The sequence below is a fragment of the Pseudomonas sp. 2725 genome, from assembly GCF_050434585.1.
Taxonomy (GTDB): domain Bacteria; phylum Pseudomonadota; class Gammaproteobacteria; order Pseudomonadales; family Pseudomonadaceae; genus Aquipseudomonas; species Aquipseudomonas jessenii.
This window is the reverse complement of record NZ_JBNDIV010000002.1, coordinates 757,346-775,477: the sequence shown is the minus strand read 5'-3', so window position 1 is coordinate 775,477 and position 18,132 is coordinate 757,346. Positions and strand designations below refer to the sequence as shown.

Here is an 18,132-nt window from a genome sequence, read left to right as displayed (position 1 = left end):
ATGCAGACCGCTTCCCGCTTTTACTGGGTGAATTTTGGTATTCCGCTGGCCTGCGCGGTCGCGGTGTTCCTGATGTTCGACATGACCAGTATCGACATCGCCTTCAACAATTACTTTTTTGATCCGGTGACGCAGACGTACCCGTTGGACCAGGTCCATCTGTTCGAAAAAATCACCCACAAATGGGCGCGGATCATTCCGAACTGGACCGGAGAAATAGCGATTATCGGTGCCTTGCTGTCGTTTCTCTGGCCGCGCCTGAAGGCTGAAAAGCACTCGAAAATCATCGCCTTCCTGGAAAAAATCAAAGTCGCACCGGTGCTGCGCTTTGCCAATCGCCATCGACGCGACTTTCTCTACGTGGTGTTCGCGTTCGCCATCAGCACCGGGGTCATTCACTACCTCAAGGGCCACACCAGCGTGTATTGCCCGATCGAGACGACCCTGTACGGCGGCAAAATGGAGCACATTGAGTGGTATGAAAATTTCGACCTGTTGAAAGTCGCCGGTGAGGGGCGCTGCTGGCCGGGCGGACATGCATCGGGCGGTTTCACCATGCTGGCGTTGTACTTCGTGGCTCGCCGTTATCGCTGGCGCTATTCGAAAGCGATCATGTACGGCTCGCTGACCCTCGGTTTCATCTATGGCACCACACGGGTATTGCAAGGGTGGCACTACATGTCCCACACCTTCTGGGCCGGGATCTTCGTATGGCTGGCGTGTTTACTGACGGCGCTGGCGTTCTACGGGCGAGCGAGGCTGGAACAGCCGGTGCTCTCCAAAGCGCAACAACCGGTGGCGGCGACTCAGATCCAGGCAGCGAATTGAGTTGGTGTTGAACCGCAAAACCCGCATCTCGAAAGGGGTGCGGGTTTTTTGTTGCTCGCGGAAACCTTCAGTGAGTCTCGAATTGCGAATTCGCAGACAAAAAAAAGCCCGCGGGAGGGCGGGCAAACCGTAGTTTCTTGAATGAGCGAGTGCAATGTACAGGCAGTAACGCAACCGTGGGGTGAAGAAAAATTCATCTGGATCAAAGCCTTGTACCAGAGCTTGCGGCATAGCTACGGCAAATGATCCGCGGCAAAGTCTGCTTCCGACCGGTTTGTCTGTCAGGCATCGACTCGACGCCACTACCTGGAAACAAGGAGGTTCGGGCCGGTGCCCATATTGCAACCATGCACATAGCGGCATTGCGCGACTGACCATGTGACCCTATCGTCAGATTTCACCTGCCACAAAGTGTTTTTGTGAGTTGTGGGCGTACGATGTAACTCACGTTTTAGCTGAATGCCTGGGGGAGCGAACGAAGCGACCGAGCGATGTTGAATTGGAGAAAAATCATGATTCGCAAGCACTACTTGAAAGCCCTGGCGACGCTGCTTATCGCCGCTGGCGTGCAGTGGGTGACGCTACCCGTCTACGCGACCGAGCAGGGTGAACAGCGGCGTGAAGCCCGCGATACCAGGCAGGAAGGGCGATCCACTGCCCGGCAAACCAAGGATGAATGCAGAAAGGGCAATGACAAGAGCAACGTGGAATGTCGCCAGGACAAGCGCAGCACCAAGCAGGATACCCGTCGCACAGCTCGGGATATCAAGTACTGATCGTTGACGTGGGTCCTGTTTCGGACGGTTGCAGGGCTTGCGATACAGCCAGAAACAACAAAGCCCGCACTGGGCGGGCTTCGTTGGTGTCTCAATTGGTGGGCCGGGGTAATCTGAAACGATTAGCTATCTTGTTGTAATATATTAGAAAAGTCTGGTTTGATATTTAATTGGAATACCTTTTGGAATACCGAGTGGCTGGATTTTTAGCTCAGGATCCCGTAGCGCTCCTTGTGGCTGGCCTCGCGGTCTCTGCCGGTGGAGCGGTATTTAAACATCGGCGAGGTATAAGCCGCCGTCAGCCTCCATCCTCACTAGGTTCTCAATGATTTGAGAGCGTTTCACGCCATGCGTCTCAGCTAGCGCATCAAGCTGAGCGATCACCGCTTTTGAGAGCATGACGTTGACCTGCTTCTTGTCTGCGGAGCGTTCGTCGAACTGCTTACGGGCCCATCGCTTCTTGATCTCTCGAATCATCGCCGCCCGTTCGTAACGGCCTACATCAGTATGGTCGAAGAACATCAGCAGTTCTTGGTGGTTGCTTATTGGCGCTTGCCTGGATAGCGGTGACAGATGCTTCTTCTCAAGCCATTCCCAGGCGCAAGCACAGCGCCTTTCGCTCTCCTTTTTATCAGCAAACCACTCGAACTCGACGTCCTTCGCCTTGTGCCTACGCCAGTCCCGGTGAAGGTCATCGACCTGGGACGCCTTCTCAGCAATATCGACATCCCAAAGGTCGACCATGGCGATGAGGCGATCCCTGCCAGTGAGGTGGACTAGGCCGCGATGCAGGCGCAGGTCAGTCATCTGTTCGATCTCGCGGATCAGCCACCGGTGCTGCCGTTCATCCTCTTCGATCCAGTCCAGCTTTTCGTTTGGAAGTAGGAATCGGTCCTTCTGTCTAGGGATGCGGGACTGGAAGAACCTCTGGCTCCTCAGAGCCCTGGCTATCTCGTCACGCATGGTGAGGCCGTTGCAGGTTCTGAGATCAAGCCTGGCCTCTCTGTAGTAGTAGAGGAACAGCCACAACCAGATGTCGTGGCGATGGTTTTGATGAGGCTCTTGGAGGAGCTCGCTCAGCCTGTCCGCATCCTTATTGCGTGCGCGATTGTTGATTTCCATGTCATCTCATCCGGATCTAGGGGTGGCTATGGTGGCAAAATCTAGATGATTCTACATTGATTCTATGGCTGTTCTAGATGGATTCTTGTTGATTTCTATAAATATTCTACGGCGATTCTAGAATCATATTTTCTAGTTATCTCCAGATTTCATTGGGGTTTATTGAGGTTATTACAGGCTACAGAGTCTCTTTAGCTTTCCCTTGTGCAATAGGAGAGCTCAGGGCGGGATGCCGCTACTGGAAGCATGGCTTTGCTAGCCACGCTCAGGCGGGCGAAAGTGCATCTGGGGGAGACTGATCTGATGTACAAACTCAAGCCGGATGTTCTGCTGGGCGTGGCGTGAGTCCGGGCGGTTTCTGAGTTAGGTCGGGTAGTCACAAGGTGGGCTAGGGTCTGAGTCAGCGCTCGGGACCAGAGCGCTGTACGCATGTACGTTCACAGCTTGAAGGTGCACTGTAGGAGCGCCTGCGGATCAGTTCTTCAGTGTTTTTTTACCGGCTCTGCCAATCCTCTGAACGATTACGAGGAGCCCCGTTCATGAGGATCATCCGTCTGAAAGAAGTCATAGACTCGACAGGCCTTGCCCGGTCGACCATCTACAAATACATCGCGGAAGGCACCTTCCCGAAACCGGTGTCATTGGGCGACCGCTGCGTCGGCTGGGTCGACAGCGAAGTGCATTACTGGATCCTGGCAAGGATCGAGGAGCGGGACTTGGCTGACGGGACTGCGTTGCGCCCGACCAACCACTTAAGCGTGGCTAGCGAAAAATGACCATCTGCGCCATGACCGGCTAAGGCTGGTCATGGCGTTTATGCCGCTGGAAAGCCCAGCGCTCTCAGCTAACTCTCCCAGGAGGAAACTCGGTGAATCTCTCGGCAGGTTCGGCAATGTTGCTCCCCATTGCTTGGCCAGCCTGGGATGGCCGCTGGGGCTTGCGTCGGGATCTAGTTATATAGCTCAGGCTATCTGTTTATAACCACTCAATAGGCTGAGCTCTAACGGCAACACGAGCTCTATCATCCTGCCCATTGGTTAGGTTATCGATTAAAAAATACACAACACGTACCTGGTATGCGAGATCACCAATCAGGTACACAACCATGACCGAACGAAATACCAACACCCCTCGATCTCAGTCCGATACTGCTATCCGGATTGAGCGCCTCATCAAAGCCATCCAGCGTACAGATTGCCAAGCCTACCGAGTCACATACTCGAAGCATGGAAATGAGCGGATCAGTGAAACTAGACTGTCAAAATACTTCGATGGGATCGTGCAGATGGTCGCACTGTTCGATTGTGATGCGGAGTACCAGCGCAGCTGGCAATTAAGCCTTTTTCAGGAAGCCTGCCAGGCCATTGGGGTTGAGCGCAGTCCCTTTGGCATTACCTGCTTGAACGAGAGTGGAACACGCTATCTGAGCATCAGCGGGGCGCTGAATGAGCTGACCAAGAGCATCCGAACTCTCCTCACCCAAAAGAGATTCAAGCGTAGGGAACACGACCAGCGCTACCAGGCGATTCAGCAAGAAATCGAGGTAGGCCGCTACGTTGATGCCGTGCTTGATCGCTATGCCCGTACCTGCGTAGTCAGGGTTGATCTGTATTACCGAACTGAGGCCCAAGCTAGGTTGCGTGTAGAGCACGTATTCGACGACCTGAACCGGTTGATTGCTGAGCGTGAACGTAACCTGATTTTCGATAATGAAACCGGCTACATCTGCAGCGTTGAACAAGGCGAGGATCGTGGGTATCACATCCATGCTGCTTTCTTCTTCAACGGCGCGGAAGTGAGTGCCGACATCTACAGGGCACAGCGGATCGGAGAGCTGTGGCAGCGCATCACCCGTGGTCAGGGCTGCTTCAACAACTGCAACCTCGAAAAAGATAAACATCAAGACAGGCTGGGGATTGGCCTAATCCATAGGCGAGATCTGCATGCTCGGGCTAACGTGCACCACGCCATGCGTTACTTGGTCAAGAATGACCAGCACCTGCGGCTCAAGCCTGAGGGCGTTCGTTGCTTGCGTAAAGGCGTGGCTAAGAAGGCGCGCGGGACGACTAATCGACCCATTGCCCGGCGGGCGTAACTCATCAGGCGGGTTGGTTTGGTAGTTCCGGCCCGCGCTGGTGATGCCGATGGAGTCATGGCCTACCGATGGTTTAGGCTCCGCCCGGGAATTTATGACTGAAGGGGATTTTGGGGGGCAGAGAAAGGAGAACGCTGGACTGTCTGCGAGAAACATCCGAAAGGCAGCGCTGACTCGGCCAAGGCAATCCTCGCGTTCTTGACCAGCGACCTAAAGTCGCTTTCTAAGTAATTGAAGCTGCAGCCTCGCACGCCTGCGCCGGGCCTGTACGAGCAGCCTTTCTACAAAATCGGCCGCTACAGTTTTCAGTTTCCCTGGGTTGGCGCGCAACAGAACAACCTGATGGCGGCCATCAATAACCTTCGACGGGTAAACGCTCGTCGGGCCGACATGCAGGCAGAAACTCAGCGAGTAGAAGTGGCGCTGGCCGAGAGCCTTAGGCAGCGCGGCTTTGCTGTTGAGGTGGGTTATCGACCACTGGCGACCGAAGAGGACGATGCCGGCGAGTTTGATCTGATCTGCCACCAGGATGGCGTAGTGCTGCTCCTAGAGGTCAAGTCGGGGTATATCCGCTCGACCGCCCATGAGGTCTGGCTACATCGTACCAACACGTTACGCAAGGCCGCCTGGCAGTTACGGCGCAAGCAGGTTGCGGTACTTAGTGCGCTGATGGCTGATCAAGAGCTGCGCGCCAGATTGGGTTATCGCGGTCAGCAGCCTGAAGCGGATCTGCAGGCCTGGATCGTCGATACCTCCATTGAGCTTGATGGGCAATCAGTCGATGGGTTCAGAGTGGTATCTCGTGAGGCACTTGAGGTCATTCTGCGTGACGAGCAGCATCTTCTCCGGCCCGTGGATGAGCTTGGCGAGGGGGCTCGGAATTCATTGTTTCCTCACGGGTTTACTGCTGGCCGATTTATAGCGAGTCCGATGAGCTGTGGCGAGGCATCTGCTAGTGCTGAGTCTAAGGATGTATGTGTTTCAATATTCTGGCCGCCAATCCACTTTGCCTAGCTCTGCTGCCCCTGGCTACATCGTGCAAGGGAATATCCTGCTCTGGTGCTTAACTGCAGGGTATAATGAAAATTGTGCAATCAGATGAAGTGTTATGGGTTATGTCGATCTTGCTGACATGGTTGGGCAACGCCGATTTATGCGCATCTGAGTCCCAAGATCTTAAAGGTGAAGGGCCGGTTCTTGGCGCCATCAGCGCCTTGTCCTTTAATGAGGTGCACCTGCTGTCGGATCATGGGGTGTCTGCTTCAAACGCTTATGTGAAGTGGCTGAAGAGGCAGGCGAGAGTCGGTGTGACCTTGCATTTGGTTGAGCTGCCCAGTCCCACCAATCACGAAGCGATTTATCGTGCGGCGTCTCAAGTCGCTGAGTTGGTATGCCGAGAGCGCCCAGGGGCGGATCAAACTTATCACCTGAGTCCTGGTACGCCAGCCATGGCGGCTATCTGGATTCTGCTTGCCAAGACGCGCTACCCCGCCCGATTGATCGAGTCCTCCAAGGAGCAGGGGGTCAAGGACGTCTGCATCCCGTTTGAGTTATCGGCTGAGTTTGTTCCCGTCGCTAAAGAGGCCGATGATTTGCTGACGAGGCTCATGCAAGGCCTGCCGCCAGAATCGCCAGCTTTTACTGCCATCATCCACCGATGCGCAGCTATGAATCGCACTGTTGCCATGGCCCACCGACTCGCGTTGCGCGACGTGCCAGTGCTTATTCAGGGCGAGTCAGGAACTGGCAAGGAGCTATTCGCTAGAGCTATCCACCAGGCAAGTACTCGTAGCGGCCAGCCATTCATTGCGATCAATTGTGGTGCTATCCCGCAAGAGCTGGTGGATGCGGAGCTTTTTGGGCATGAAAAAGGAGCGTTCACTGGAGCGGCGACTGCGCGTGCTGGCTACTTTGAGTCTGCTGATGGCGGCACTCTGTTCTTGGATGAGATTGGTGAGTTGCCTCTGGCGTCCCAGGTTCGGCTGCTTCGGGTGTTGCAGGAGCGCGAGGTTACGCGTGTTGGTGCTGCCAAGCCGAAGCCCATCAATGTTCGCATCATTGCGGCGACCAATCGTTTTTTGCCCGCAGAGATTGAGGTGGGGCGCTTTCGGGAAGATCTTTTCCATCGACTCGCAGTTGGTGTTCTGCTGCTCCCCCCGCTTCGTGAGCGCGAAGGTGATCTTGGTTTGCTGATCGATTCGATGTTGGCTGCTATCAATGCCGAGGCCTCATCACAGCCTGGCTACAAGCATAAAGAATTAGATGCTTCTGCAAGAAATCTTCTGATTGCTCATCCTTGGCCGGGTAATGTGCGCGAGCTGCACAATACTCTACTTCGGGCCAGCATCTGGGCTTCGGGCGACAAAATTACCGGCGAAGACGTCGCTGCTTCGTTGGTTATGACTGTTATGCCCAAAGGCGACTCGGTGCTTGGGCGCCCGCTGGAGCAGGGTATTTCCTTGCCAGATCTGATGGCGGCCGTGGCGCGTCACTACCTAGAGCGCGCCATGGCTCAGGCCCATGGCAACAAGTCTGAAGCTTCTCGACTTTTAGGCCTAGGTAGCTACCAGACCCTCAGTAACTGGCTTCAGAAGTATGGGGTTGGATAATTGGCACGGGTTCTGCTTAAGGTGTGTATAACAACTTTTATTATGGCCAAGGCCGAAATCAAGCATTAATAAGAAAGGCAACCGGAATGGCACGCAACGAACGACTGACCTGCAAAGAGCTGATCGAGCCTCAACTGGCGGCGCTGGGTTGGTCGTGGCAGGAACAACTGAGGATAGGGCCGGGACGGGTCAACCTCACTGGCGATGCGATGTACGACGAAACACAGTCGATCATCGCGGATTACCTACTGCGCTTCAAAGGCGTGCCTTTGGCGATTCTGGAGGCTAAATCCGAAACCGCAAGTGCGGCCGACGGCATGCAGCAGGCTTCGCGCTACGCCCGTCGCCTTTCTCTGCGCTTCTCGATTGCCTCGAACGGCAACGACTGGATTCTGACTGACAACGAAACCGGCAAGTTCGAGTCGCTGAACGCTCCACCGTCGGCTGAAGAACTCATTGCCCGTTCGGGAGGCGCAGTTGACTGGTCCCGCTGGGAAGGCGCGTTCGCCGCTGGTTACCACATGGATCAGGTTTCACGCAAAGGCGTGCGTCCGTATCAAGATATCGCCATCAATAAGGCGCTGTGGCAGTTTGCTCTAGGTGACGACCGTGTGCTGTTGCTGATGGCAACCGGCACGGGCAAGACTTTCACCATTTTTCAGCTCATTTGGAAGTTGCTCAACGGCAAATCGCTGAAGCGCGAACATGTGCTGTTCCTGACCGATCGTAACAGCCTCAAAGACCAAGCCTATCGTGCTTTCTCGGCCTTCTCGGCGTCGGAGCGCGTGCAGATCGACAAGGATACCGTTGCTCAGGGCCAGCACTTGGTCGGCAAGGTCTTCTTTGCAAATTACCAGAGTCTCGATGAGGAACTAGATGGCAAGAAAGTTTATGAACACTACGACCCCGACTTCTTCGATCTAGTAGTGATTGACGAATGCCACCGCTCGGGCTTTGGGGACTGGTTCGGTGTACTCAAACATTTCGGCAGCGCTTTGCAGTTGGGCCTGACAGCTACCCCGCGCGAGCTCGAAGAGGGGGACCGTTCTCTGACCGCAGAAGAAAAGCGCCGCGACACGCAGCACTATTTCGGCGATCCAGTCTTTACCTACAGCCTCAAGCAGGCCATCGAAGATGGCTTCCTGGTGCCCTATCTGCTTGAAGAGCGCATCACCAACATCGATGAAGAGGGCTACACCGGCTCCGACGGCAAGCGCTACACCACTGCCAACTTCGAGCGCGACATCCGCATGCCGGATCGCACAAAAGCCATTGCTGAAGACCTCTGGGAGGTGCTGGGTAAGTACGATCTGCGCGATGAGAAAACCATCATCTTCTGCGTGGACGACACCCATGCCGCCTTTATGGCACAGGAGCTGCGCCGCCTTTCGGGCAGCGCCGACTACGCAGCTCGCATCACCAGGGCTGAGCGCAACAGCCACCAGCTCGAGCGAAACTTCGCTGTAGTGGGGCCCAGCAACCCACGCGTGGCGGTCACGGTGGATCTTCTCACCACGGGCTTTGATGCGCCCGATGTGAAGAACGTCGTCTTCGTACGCCCGTTGCGTAGCGCCATCCTCTACAAGCAGATGAAGGGCCGCGGTACCCGGCTGTGCGAGGACATTAACAAGCGCTACTTCACCATCTTCGACTATTCCGGCGCTAGCCAGCTTGAGGATGCTGAGTTTGACGGCCACCCTGCGAATCGGCAGAAGGCTGTCTCCACCAGCAGCAAACCAAAGAAAAAGGGCGACGACAGTACCCCTAAGCCTGTGGGTAACGGTGTTTCGGTGGTGATCTCCACCGAGAACCGCTACGTGTGTCTAGCTGATGGGCGCAAGGTGCCGTTCGAGGAATATACCGAGCAGTCCCGCGAGTTTATCCTCGACGTCAGTCACAAGGGTATGGATGAGTTGTTGCGCATCTGGATCGACAAAGGCAGCCGGCAGGAGCTGCGTGAGGCCTTGCGCGACCGCGACATTTACCCGTCTGCTTTCCGGCATTACCTGGACCTTCCTGATGCTGACGACGTCGATGTTCTAGCCAAAATTGGCTTTCAGCTGCCCCGCGTGCCCAATCGTGCGGACCGTGCCAACAGGCTGTGGGATGAAGATCAGATTTGGCTGTTAAACCAGATGGGCGAAGCTGTGCTACCCGAGAGTCAGCGCTTTAAAACCCATCTCTGGCAAACCGCACTAGACCATTACCGCCTTTTCGGTATTGACGACCTCGAGCAGGCACGCACCTACAGTGCCCCGCAGTTCGCCGAACAGTTCGGCAGCTTTACCACGCTTACCCAGCGTTATGGCGGTCCAGCCTTGCTCAAGGCCGACCTCGAACTGGTGAAGCAACGCCTTTACGTGTCCATGGTCGCCTGATACGACCGGACCTAGAAGAACAACAGGAATCTACATGACCCAGAACAACACCGATCACCGCCGCCAGGAAGTGCAGCAGATCGTCAAAAACGCTTGCGATCAGCTCAATGCTGAGGGAGTGGATGCCCGTAACTACGTGGAGCAACTTGCCTGGCTCTTCTTTCTCAAGGCCTTCGACGAAACCGAAACACGCAAGGAGGAAGAGGCCGCCTTCGACGACACGCCCTACGAGCGCCGTCTCAAGGGGAATTACGCCTGGAGCCATTGGGCAAAGGACACCGACCACCCCGACGACATGCTCGAGTTTGTCGACGGCAAGCTATGGATCAAGCTCACTAGTCCCGACCTCTCCAAAGGCCTGGGCAATGATGCGCTGGCCCAGCGTTTCCGCCGCATCTTCGACAACGTGCGCAATTACAGCCGCCGGGGCGTGAGCTTTGCCAAGGTAGTGCAGCAGGTCGATAGACTGCACTTCTCCAGCGAGACCGATGTCATTGTGCTGTCGGAAATCTACGAAGACTTGCTCAAGCGCGTGGCGGCCGACTCGGCCGGCTACGCTGGCGAGTTCTACACCCAGCGCCACATCATCCGTGCCATGGTGCAAGTGATTCAGCCGCAATCCGGGGAGCGTGTGTACGACCCCTGCTTCGGCACTGCAGGTTTCCTGGGGGAGGCCGCGGACTACTTACGCTACAACAGCACCCTGAGCGGCAATCAGTTCGATGAGTTGCAGCACAAGACCTTCTTCGGCCTGGAGCTCAAGCCGCTGACCTACCTACTGGGCTCGATGAACATGATCCTGCATGGCATCGAAGGCGCCAGCCTCGAGTTGGCTAACACGCTTGAAGTGCACAGCCAGAACGTGGCCGAGAAGGACAAGTACCAGGTCATCCTCGCTAACCCGCCTTATGGCGGCAAGATGGCGCAGGAGCTGCAAACCAACTTTCGCGTTCGCTCCAGCGCCACCGAGTGCCTGTTCCTGCAGCACATCATGGCCAACCTGGCCAAGGGCGGTCGCGCGGCGGTGGTTATCCCCGAGGGGGTGCTGTTCCGTGGCGGCCCTGATCAGAGGGTACGCAAGGAGCTTTTGGAGCAGTTCAAGGTTCACACCATCCTGTCGCTGCCGGCAGGATGCTTTCTGCCTTATACCGGCGTTAAGACCAATGTGATCTTCTTCGACCGCGCGCAAGACGGATCAGGCACGGAGTCTGTCTGGTATTACGATCTGACCAACGACGGCTTCGAACTCAAGCAGACGCGCAAGCCGATCGCAGGCAACCAGCTGCCTGACTTCTTGGCCAAGTGGCAAGGCCGCGTGGAGGGCGATAACTCCTGGACAGTGCCCCTGGCTGACATCGTGGCCAAGGGCTACGACCTCTCGGCCAAGAACCCGAACAAGGTGGACGACTACGAGCATCGGCCGGCGCTTGAGCTCGTGCAGTCCATCAAGACCAAGGAATCCCGAATTTCTGACTTACTCGGAGAGCTTGAGAGTTTGCTGGAGAGCGCGGGATGATTCGTTTCTCTGATTTCACGACGCCCTTTGATATGGTTGAGCTTGGTGAATGCGTGGAGGTTCTGGACCGGCTACGGAAGCCAGTAAACTCTGACGCGCGCCGAGGGCGCGAGGGCAGCATTCCCTATTACGGTGCAAATGGGCCGGTTGGCTTTATCGACGAATGGATCTTTAACGAAGATCTTGTCTTGGTCGCAGAGGACGGTGGATTTTTCTACGACTTGTTCAAGCCTATTTCATACAGAGTTTCCGGCAAGGCCTGGGTAAATAATCATGCTCACGTGCTTCGTGCGTTGCCATGTGTGGATGTTGATTGGTTGAACTATGCGATTGCGCATCAAGACGTTACGAGCCTCGTAAAGGGCGCTACGCTGAAAAAGTTGAATCAGAAGGATCTTAAGATGATTCGGATTCCACTTCCGGACATGGTTGAGCAGCGCCGCATCGTTGCTCGCATCAAGGAATGCATGGAACGAGTGGATGAGATTGGATACCTCACCAGCCAAGTGCAGCAGGAGTCCGGTTACCTTCCCCAAGCTTTTCGCTTTGACCTTTGGAAAGAGTGCCTTGATCGCTATCCGCTTGTGGAGCTCGGAACTCTCGTGACCTCGGCGAAGAATGGCCTCTACAAGCCACGAGAACATCATGGATCTGGTTCGATCTTGTTGCGTATGTTCAACATCAATGGAGCCCATTTCGACACGACTCGGTTAGAGCGCCTAAATGTCACTGAGAAAGAGGCAAGTGACTATGCGATCAGCAATGGTGACATCATCGTCAGTCGAGTGAATAGTCGAGAGCTTGTTGGTAAGTCGACAGTGGTTGAGGGGCTGACGGAATCAGCTGTCTTCGAGGCCATGCTGATCCGGCTCCGGGTTGATGTTGCGAAGGCTCGGCAGGACGTTCTTGCTTGGCTAATGAATGCGCCTCAGTTTCTCCACGACCTGCGGATGCGAGCAAAGCATGCAATCGGTCAGTCGAGCATCAATCAACAAGATTTGTTGGGCTCTTGCCTGCCTCTGCCGCCGCTGGATGAGCAGTGTCAGCTTGCGGAGAAATACGCCGATCTTGGAGAACTAGCGGCCAACCTTCGGAATGAATGCGGTACTCGATGGAAAGCAACGGACGGATTGCGCGAAGCCATCCTCCGCAAAGCCTTCGCCGGGGAGCTATGAGCATCTTGCAAGATAAGCAATTGCGCGAAGCCACCTCCCAGTGGGTCGCTGCCTTGGACGTGCTGCGCAGCGAGATGCCTGCCAGCGAGTCTAGGTCGCTGATCCGCGAGGTGTTCGCTGCTTTTCTGCTGCTGCGCTGGGCCGACCTCCAGGATGCCGAGCAGGAAGCGATGGCGGTCTTCGAAGACCGAACCTACCAGCCACTGCTACCCGAACCGTTGCAGTGGCGGCACTGGGTACGGTTGGATCACCCTTACGCTATCGCCGAGCGGCTGCGGGAGCTGGCGCATTATGTGGAGGGGTTGCGCGGCGATGCGACGCACCAAGTTGCAGCCTATCTGCACACGCTGGCTGAGCCGTTACGCCGTGTGTTGAAGGTGAACTTTGTCTACCTGCACGACTTCGTGCGTTGGGTGTCCGATCTGCCGTTCGAGACTCCGAGCGAGCGCCGTGCGCTACTGGAATTGCTCGATCAGGCCATCGCCGAAACCGGCGATCCTTACGATGGGCAGTACTCCACGCCGGTCAATATCGCTCGCCTCGTTGCAGCGCTGGCGAACATACAGCCGGGCGAGCGCATCTACGACCCATGCTTTGGTTCTGGCAACTTCCTGGTGGCTGCCTGGCAGCAGGCCGAGCGCAGTCGCAACGAACTACTTCGCCCCGGCGCTTTGCTGGAGGTAGCGGGGATTGAGATCAATGGTAACGCCTTCCTGATCGGCCTGACGCGGATGTTGCTGGCAGGTATTGAGGCACCTCGGCTGGAGCTGGGCAATAGTCTGGAGCGAGAGTCGCTGAGCAGCCCCAGCCGCGAAGGCTTTGATGTGGTTCTGGCCAACCCACCTATCGGCGCTAAGACCAGCCGCGAGCCTTGGCGGTACCAGCACTTCGCAATTGCGACAAACGACAGCACAGGCTTGTTTATTCAGCACGCGCTGTCTCAGCTCAAGCCTCACGGGCGTGCTGTCATAGCAGTACCTGAGGGGTTTCTGTTTCGTGGCGGGGCAGAGCGAGAGTTGCGTCGCTACTTGTTGGAACAGGGGCAGGTTGAGGCAGTGATTGGACTTCCAGCTGGGGCGTTTGCTCCATATACCGGTGTGAAGGGCAGTTTGCTGGTGCTCAGTAAGCAAGGTGGTTCTAGCCGGGTACGGATGGCAGATGCCAGTACATTGTTTGAGCCACGGTCTGGCCGCAAGGCTCCGGCGATCCGAGCGGAGGTTGCCGAGCAACTCGCAAGCGAGCTTCGCCGTCCCGAGCTTCGAAAGCCAATCAAGGGGCACGAAGAAAACACTCCGGATAGGGGTATGATCAGCCGCTTCTCTTGGGAGCTCAGTATCAGTGAGCTTGAAGCTGCGGAATGGGATCTCAGCCCACGCCGTCGTGAGAAGGGTGGGCTTGATGACTTACTGGCCAGCCTCAAAGAAGCCTTGGGCGAAGCCGGTGCAGTGGTTTCGCTCGCCGAGGTGGCTCAAATTACGGCCGGGCGATCCATTAAGTCTGCTGATCTGCTGGGGGAGCCCCCAAGTGAGCGAGCGGTGGGCTATGTCCGGATCAAGGACCTCAGTAAAGGAAAGGTTGGACGCAGCTCGAGTTGGCTGCGCCCGGATCTGGCCAGCGTTGAACAGCGTTGGGCCCTGCTGCCGGGTGACGTTCTGGTGTCTAAATCCGGCACCATCGGAAAGACAGCCTTGGTGCGCAACGGTGCTGTGGGTGCTATCGCAGCTAACGGTCTCTACGTGCTGCGGACTGATCAGGAGCGGCTCGACGCAGGTTTTTTGTTGGCTTATCTCGCCAGTCCTGCTTGCCAGAACTGGCTTGCCGCTCAGTCACGTGGAGCGGTGATTCAACACCTCAACCGAGCCGTACTCGATGGCTTGCCGGTGCCGCTGCCTCCACTCCAGATGCAGGCGCGTGCCGCTGCGCAGTTTCGCGAGTTTGGCACTGATGCACTTGCGTTTCTGTCCCAGGCAACGGGGAGCAGTGAATCAGATCGCCTCGCCGCATGGCTGGCGGAGCTAGATGGCAAGGTGCCCAAGTTTTTAGGTGGCCTAGACGACACGCCAGCACTCAGCCACTTCGACCCCATCGTCGCCGTGGTCAGTAGGGCCCGGAACTGGGTGGCTCATGAGCAGGTCAGCAGCCAGGCTGGACGTTGGCTAATGCCGCTGAACCAGGCACTGCTTCCTCTGGCTGGCGTCGCTCAGATTCCACAAGGTCCTGGGCTGTTGAGTGTGTTGCAGGATGCTGAGCGAGGGGTGCAAGCCACCCTAGAGCAGACCACCGGCCACCTACCCTCTGAATCGCAGGCGCGTGCCGTTGGCGAGCGTCTTCGGGAGTGGTTGCGCGCGGCGATTGCAGACCTGATCGATTCGAATGGACTGCAGGTGCGTACCTCGCCGGGATCACTGGTGGCGGGTAGCTTCGCCGAGTTTACCGTGGAGCTGGAAAATCCCGGGGCCTTGCCGCTGCGCAATGTGCGTGTGGAAACTCAGCCGGATTGGGGCATCGTCGAGCTACCGTATCTCGCAGAGCGGGGTGCGTTCGCGATCAACCTGCGAGGGGACGTTTCCAAGCAAGTTGGCGATCTGGCGCTGCGCCTGATTTGGCAGGCACGAGCCTTGTCGGGGCAGGAAGTCGATGGGGAAATCGAATTGGTCATCCGCGTGGCCGAGCCCGAGCTAGTGGCCAACACTGTGCCCGCCGAACTGGGCGGAAGCCCCTATGTGACCGGCAGCCCGCTGGAGCCTCAACATGGTCATAGCGTTTTCTACGGCCGCGACGAGCTGCTCGGTAAGATCAGCCGTCAAATCGCGACCCATGGAAATGTGGTACTGCTTGAAGGTAATCGTCGGGCTGGCAAGACTTCGATCCTCAAGCATCTTGAAGGGTGTTTAGCGATTCCAGGTTGGTTGGCGGTGTATGCCAGCCTGCAAGGGGCTGAAGGCGCTGCTCAAGTCGTGGGTGTGCCGACGGCCGAAGTTTTCCGCGAGATCGCCCGCAGCATCGCTACGGCACTAACCAAATTGGGCATCGATGTACCGCTGCCCAATGGCCAGATGCTTCCAGCCGGGAAACTCGCGTTGGGCGTGGCGCGAGCCTGCCGTGAGGGCATCGGTGACGAGTCACCGTTTACCGAATTCCGCGAGTATCTGGAGCTGGTGCTGACCGTTCTGGAGCGCTTGGGACTTGGCCTCGTTTTGATGCTCGATGAGTTCGACAAGCTGCAGGAGGGCATCGACAACGGGGTGACCTCACCCCAGGTGCCGGAGAATATCCGCTTCCTTATCCAGACCTACCCGAAGTTCTCGGCGATCCTGACCGGATCGCGCCGCCTGAAGCGGCTACGCGAAGAGTATTGGTCAGCGCTGTACGGACTGGGAACGAGCATCCCGGTGACGACACTCGATATGGAGAGCGCACGCAAGGTGGTCACCGAGCCTGTGCGTGATCAGTTGGCCTTCTCCCAGGAGGCCATTGAACGGGTGATCGAGGTCACTGCACGCCACCCTTACCTGATGCAGTGTCTGTGCAACCGTGTGTTCGACTACGCGGTTCAGACCAAGAGCAGGTCAATCACCGTAAGCGTGGTTAATGACGCAGCGCATGCGCTGGTGCGGGACAACGAGCACTTCGCCAGCTTGTGGGATTACTCAGCCCTGGGACTCAAGACGGGCCGCCATCGCCGGCAGTTGATCTTGCTGTTGTGTGCGCTGAGCTTCAAACAGGGAACGCACATCGATTTTGGCACCTTACACGAACAATTGGCTCAAGCCGGCGTGGACGTCAACGATGAAGCGCTTGATGCCGATTTGAGTTATCTACGTGAACTTGAGCTTATCGAGTTCTCAGGCGAAATCGGCGATGGTGAATATCGCTTGGCCATCCCGTTAATGACGGACTGGATAGAACAACAACAGGATGCAGACGTGGTGGCCAGCCGCGCGCGCACGGAAGCGGAGGAAGAAAATGCCTGACACTCAATTCCCTATATTGGGCACTGCTGTACCACCGATGCTCGGACGAGGGGCCATTCTGCAAAAAATGATGGGCGCTCTGACCAAGGCGACTCCGGATCATCTGCAAGTGGTCGGGCCAAGGTTTGCCGGCAAAACGGTGCTTCTGCATGAGTTGGCTGCCCGCTTGCGTCAGGCTGGCTCACCCTACTCGGCTGTCCTGCTATGGGACTTAGGTCATCAGACGCCTGGGACTGATGCGCTCTTCATGCAACGATTGGCGAGCGAGCTCTCTTCAGCATTAAGGGGCAGCTACACCGACTATGCCAATCATCTCAAGGTCTCTCAGGACAACCCTTACCAGGACATCGCTGAGGTGCTGGATATACTGAAGGATGAGGGCGTCAAAGTACTAATAATCATGGATGGCTTTGATAAGCCGCTATCCAATGGGCAACTGACGCGCAACCTATGGGATCAACTGCGGGAACTGGCGCTTAAACCCAGCCTCAGATTGGTCACTGCCAGTCGGCGCACATTGCGCGACTTGATTCGCAATCCAGAGGCTCAGACTAGTGATTTCTGGAATATCTTCGAGCCGAATCCGGTGCGTGTGGGATGCTTCGATGAGAATGACTTGGCGGCTGTTTTGGAAAAGATGCCGGAGTGGCAGCTTGCTGCGGGTGCCCAGACAGAGCTTTGGAATGCGAGCAATGGCTTCCCGGTAGTAATGCTGGGTGTACTCAACACCGTATGCGAGTCTGGTGGGCCGGGGGCTGTGAGCGCAGTAGCCATGCAGGCTGCATGTGAGAGTGCATTCCCTACGATTTCTGACAAACTGGATGCTCTCTGGAGCGATTGCCTCCCTTCTGCTCAGGATCTTCTTCGGCGTGTTCTAGATGAAAGTTCTGTCGCACGAGCGGGTATAGCTGCCGCAGATGCAGATACGCTGATTGAGCGTGGGTTTGTGCAAACGTCAGCAAACAAGCTACAGAGACCCTGTCGGCTGCTTGAACGCTACCTTGGGGAGCAGCCACACGAGGGCAATGCACTTGTTCGTTTGTTTGGGACAGATGATGCCTATCGGAAGAATCTCAAGGGAGTGTTGGAACGCCGGATTGGACAGGTCAACGGCATTGATTCAACGTTGAAGCGCTATCTTGAGCGCGGTACAGAGGATCTACCCGACCACCCCAGTATGTTCCTGAGTAATGTCCGTGGCATCGTTGACAAAGCATTTGACCTGGTCTGGAAGGCTGAGCTGCCAGAAAAGCGGATACCCTCCGGTTGGATATCGATCTGGGAGTACAACAAAGAGGGTGGTATCGACAAATTCAAGACGACTTTCCCTCAGGGTGTACACCGTGTGCGCTTGCTCAACCTCATGACTGGTACAGACAAGAGTGCCCCGTGCGCAGCGCACATCACGAAGGGAACCTTTGTCTTGATGAATGCGGTGCACGCGTTTGGAGACTTCGGACAACACCAAGAAGGAGCACCGATCGATCCGGGCACGGCGTACGCGGTCCTTCATCTGTGTGTTGAACTGTCTGCTGCACTCGCTCGTGAGTTGCCATTGAACGCATAAAAAGAAAAATGTAGGGAGGGCATTAGCCCTCCCTACATTTTTAGTCGGTTGAATTGAGAATCAAAGGTGGTGAGTGTTTTGGTTTGATGTGT

At 56.3% G+C, this 18,132-nt stretch carries 12 protein-coding genes; 11 read left to right on the top strand and 1 reads right to left on the bottom strand.

Features of this window, described 5'->3' with window-relative positions; genetic code table 11:
- Positions 1–828, top strand: coding sequence for a phosphatase PAP2 family protein (locus ABIE16_RS07755; RefSeq protein WP_429520817.1), 828 nt, complete (start codon positions 1–3; stop codon positions 826–828).
- A gap of 512 nt (positions 829–1,340) precedes the next feature.
- On the top strand, positions 1,341–1,604 hold the full coding sequence (locus ABIE16_RS07750) for a hypothetical protein (protein ID WP_008047515.1): 264 nt from the start codon (positions 1,341–1,343) through the stop codon (positions 1,602–1,604).
- A gap of 270 nt (positions 1,605–1,874) precedes the next feature.
- Here ABIE16_RS07750 and ABIE16_RS07745 read toward each other — a convergent pair whose 3' ends face one another.
- Positions 1,875–2,726 (bottom strand): hypothetical protein, encoded by an 852-nt coding sequence (locus tag ABIE16_RS07745; RefSeq protein ID WP_429520816.1) that lies wholly within the window; start codon positions 2,724–2,726, stop codon positions 1,875–1,877.
- Between the two features lie 539 nt (positions 2,727–3,265).
- Here ABIE16_RS07745 and ABIE16_RS07740 point away from each other — a divergent pair.
- The 9 genes from ABIE16_RS07740 to ABIE16_RS07700 all read left to right on the top strand — a co-directional run bounded on the left by ABIE16_RS07740 (position 3,266) and on the right by ABIE16_RS07700 (position 18,040).
- Positions 3,266–3,502 (top strand): helix-turn-helix transcriptional regulator, encoded by a 237-nt coding sequence (locus ABIE16_RS07740; RefSeq protein WP_429520815.1) that lies wholly within the window; start codon positions 3,266–3,268, stop codon positions 3,500–3,502.
- Between the two features lie 329 nt (positions 3,503–3,831).
- Positions 3,832–4,821 (top strand): YagK/YfjJ domain-containing protein, encoded by a 990-nt coding sequence (locus ABIE16_RS07735; protein ID WP_429520814.1) that lies wholly within the window; start codon positions 3,832–3,834, stop codon positions 4,819–4,821.
- A gap of 231 nt (positions 4,822–5,052) precedes the next feature.
- On the top strand, positions 5,053–5,835 hold the full coding sequence (locus tag ABIE16_RS07730) for a hypothetical protein (RefSeq protein ID WP_429520813.1): 783 nt from the start codon (positions 5,053–5,055) through the stop codon (positions 5,833–5,835).
- 65 nt (positions 5,836–5,900) lie between these two features.
- Positions 5,901–7,430 carry a sigma-54 interaction domain-containing protein gene (locus ABIE16_RS07725; protein ID WP_429520812.1) on the top strand — a complete coding sequence of 510 codons (1,530 nt, stop codon included), beginning with the start codon at positions 5,901–5,903 and terminating at the stop codon, positions 7,428–7,430.
- A gap of 86 nt (positions 7,431–7,516) precedes the next feature.
- Positions 7,517–9,808, top strand: coding sequence for a DEAD/DEAH box helicase family protein (locus ABIE16_RS07720; RefSeq protein WP_429520811.1), 2,292 nt, complete (start codon positions 7,517–7,519; stop codon positions 9,806–9,808).
- 34 nt (positions 9,809–9,842) lie between these two features.
- Positions 9,843–11,324, top strand: a complete 1,482-nt coding sequence (locus tag ABIE16_RS07715) for a type I restriction-modification system subunit M (RefSeq protein WP_429520810.1) — start codon at positions 9,843–9,845, stop codon at positions 11,322–11,324.
- Positions 11,321–12,499 (top strand): restriction endonuclease subunit S, encoded by a 1,179-nt coding sequence (locus ABIE16_RS07710; protein WP_429520809.1) that lies wholly within the window; start codon positions 11,321–11,323, stop codon positions 12,497–12,499. The genes ABIE16_RS07715 and ABIE16_RS07710 overlap by 4 nt, the downstream gene beginning before the upstream one ends.
- On the top strand, positions 12,496–16,473 hold the full coding sequence (locus ABIE16_RS07705; RefSeq protein WP_429520808.1) for an N-6 DNA methylase: 3,978 nt from the start codon (positions 12,496–12,498) through the stop codon (positions 16,471–16,473). The genes ABIE16_RS07710 and ABIE16_RS07705 overlap by 4 nt, the downstream gene beginning before the upstream one ends.
- Positions 16,466–18,040: a hypothetical protein gene (locus ABIE16_RS07700; RefSeq protein WP_429520807.1), complete on the top strand. Its 1,575-nt coding sequence runs from the start codon at positions 16,466–16,468 to the stop codon at positions 18,038–18,040. Before ABIE16_RS07705 ends, ABIE16_RS07700 begins: the two co-directional genes overlap by 8 nt.
- Positions 18,041–18,132 lie beyond the last annotated feature (92 nt).

What these genes read in the sequence shown, in the direction of transcription:
- ABIE16_RS07755 (WP_429520817.1), top strand. Translation starts at nt 1, where the DNA reads ATGCAGACCGCTTCCCGCTTTTACTGGGTGAATTTTGGTATTCCGCTG.
- ABIE16_RS07750 (WP_008047515.1), top strand. Translation starts at nt 1,341, where the DNA reads ATGATTCGCAAGCACTACTTGAAAGCCCTGGCGACGCTGCTTATCGCC.
- ABIE16_RS07745 (WP_429520816.1), bottom strand. Translation starts at nt 2,726, where the DNA reads ATGGAAATCAACAATCGCGCACGCAATAAGGATGCGGACAGGCTGAGC.
- ABIE16_RS07740 (WP_429520815.1), top strand. Translation starts at nt 3,266, where the DNA reads ATGAGGATCATCCGTCTGAAAGAAGTCATAGACTCGACAGGCCTTGCC.
- ABIE16_RS07735 (WP_429520814.1), top strand. Translation starts at nt 3,832, where the DNA reads ATGACCGAACGAAATACCAACACCCCTCGATCTCAGTCCGATACTGCT.
- ABIE16_RS07725 (WP_429520812.1), top strand. Translation starts at nt 5,901, where the DNA reads ATGAAAATTGTGCAATCAGATGAAGTGTTATGGGTTATGTCGATCTTG.
- ABIE16_RS07720 (WP_429520811.1), top strand. Translation starts at nt 7,517, where the DNA reads ATGGCACGCAACGAACGACTGACCTGCAAAGAGCTGATCGAGCCTCAA.
- ABIE16_RS07715 (WP_429520810.1), top strand. Translation starts at nt 9,843, where the DNA reads ATGACCCAGAACAACACCGATCACCGCCGCCAGGAAGTGCAGCAGATC.
- ABIE16_RS07710 (WP_429520809.1), top strand. Translation starts at nt 11,321, where the DNA reads ATGATTCGTTTCTCTGATTTCACGACGCCCTTTGATATGGTTGAGCTT.
- ABIE16_RS07705 (WP_429520808.1), top strand. Translation starts at nt 12,496, where the DNA reads ATGAGCATCTTGCAAGATAAGCAATTGCGCGAAGCCACCTCCCAGTGG.
- ABIE16_RS07700 (WP_429520807.1), top strand. Translation starts at nt 16,466, where the DNA reads ATGCCTGACACTCAATTCCCTATATTGGGCACTGCTGTACCACCGATG.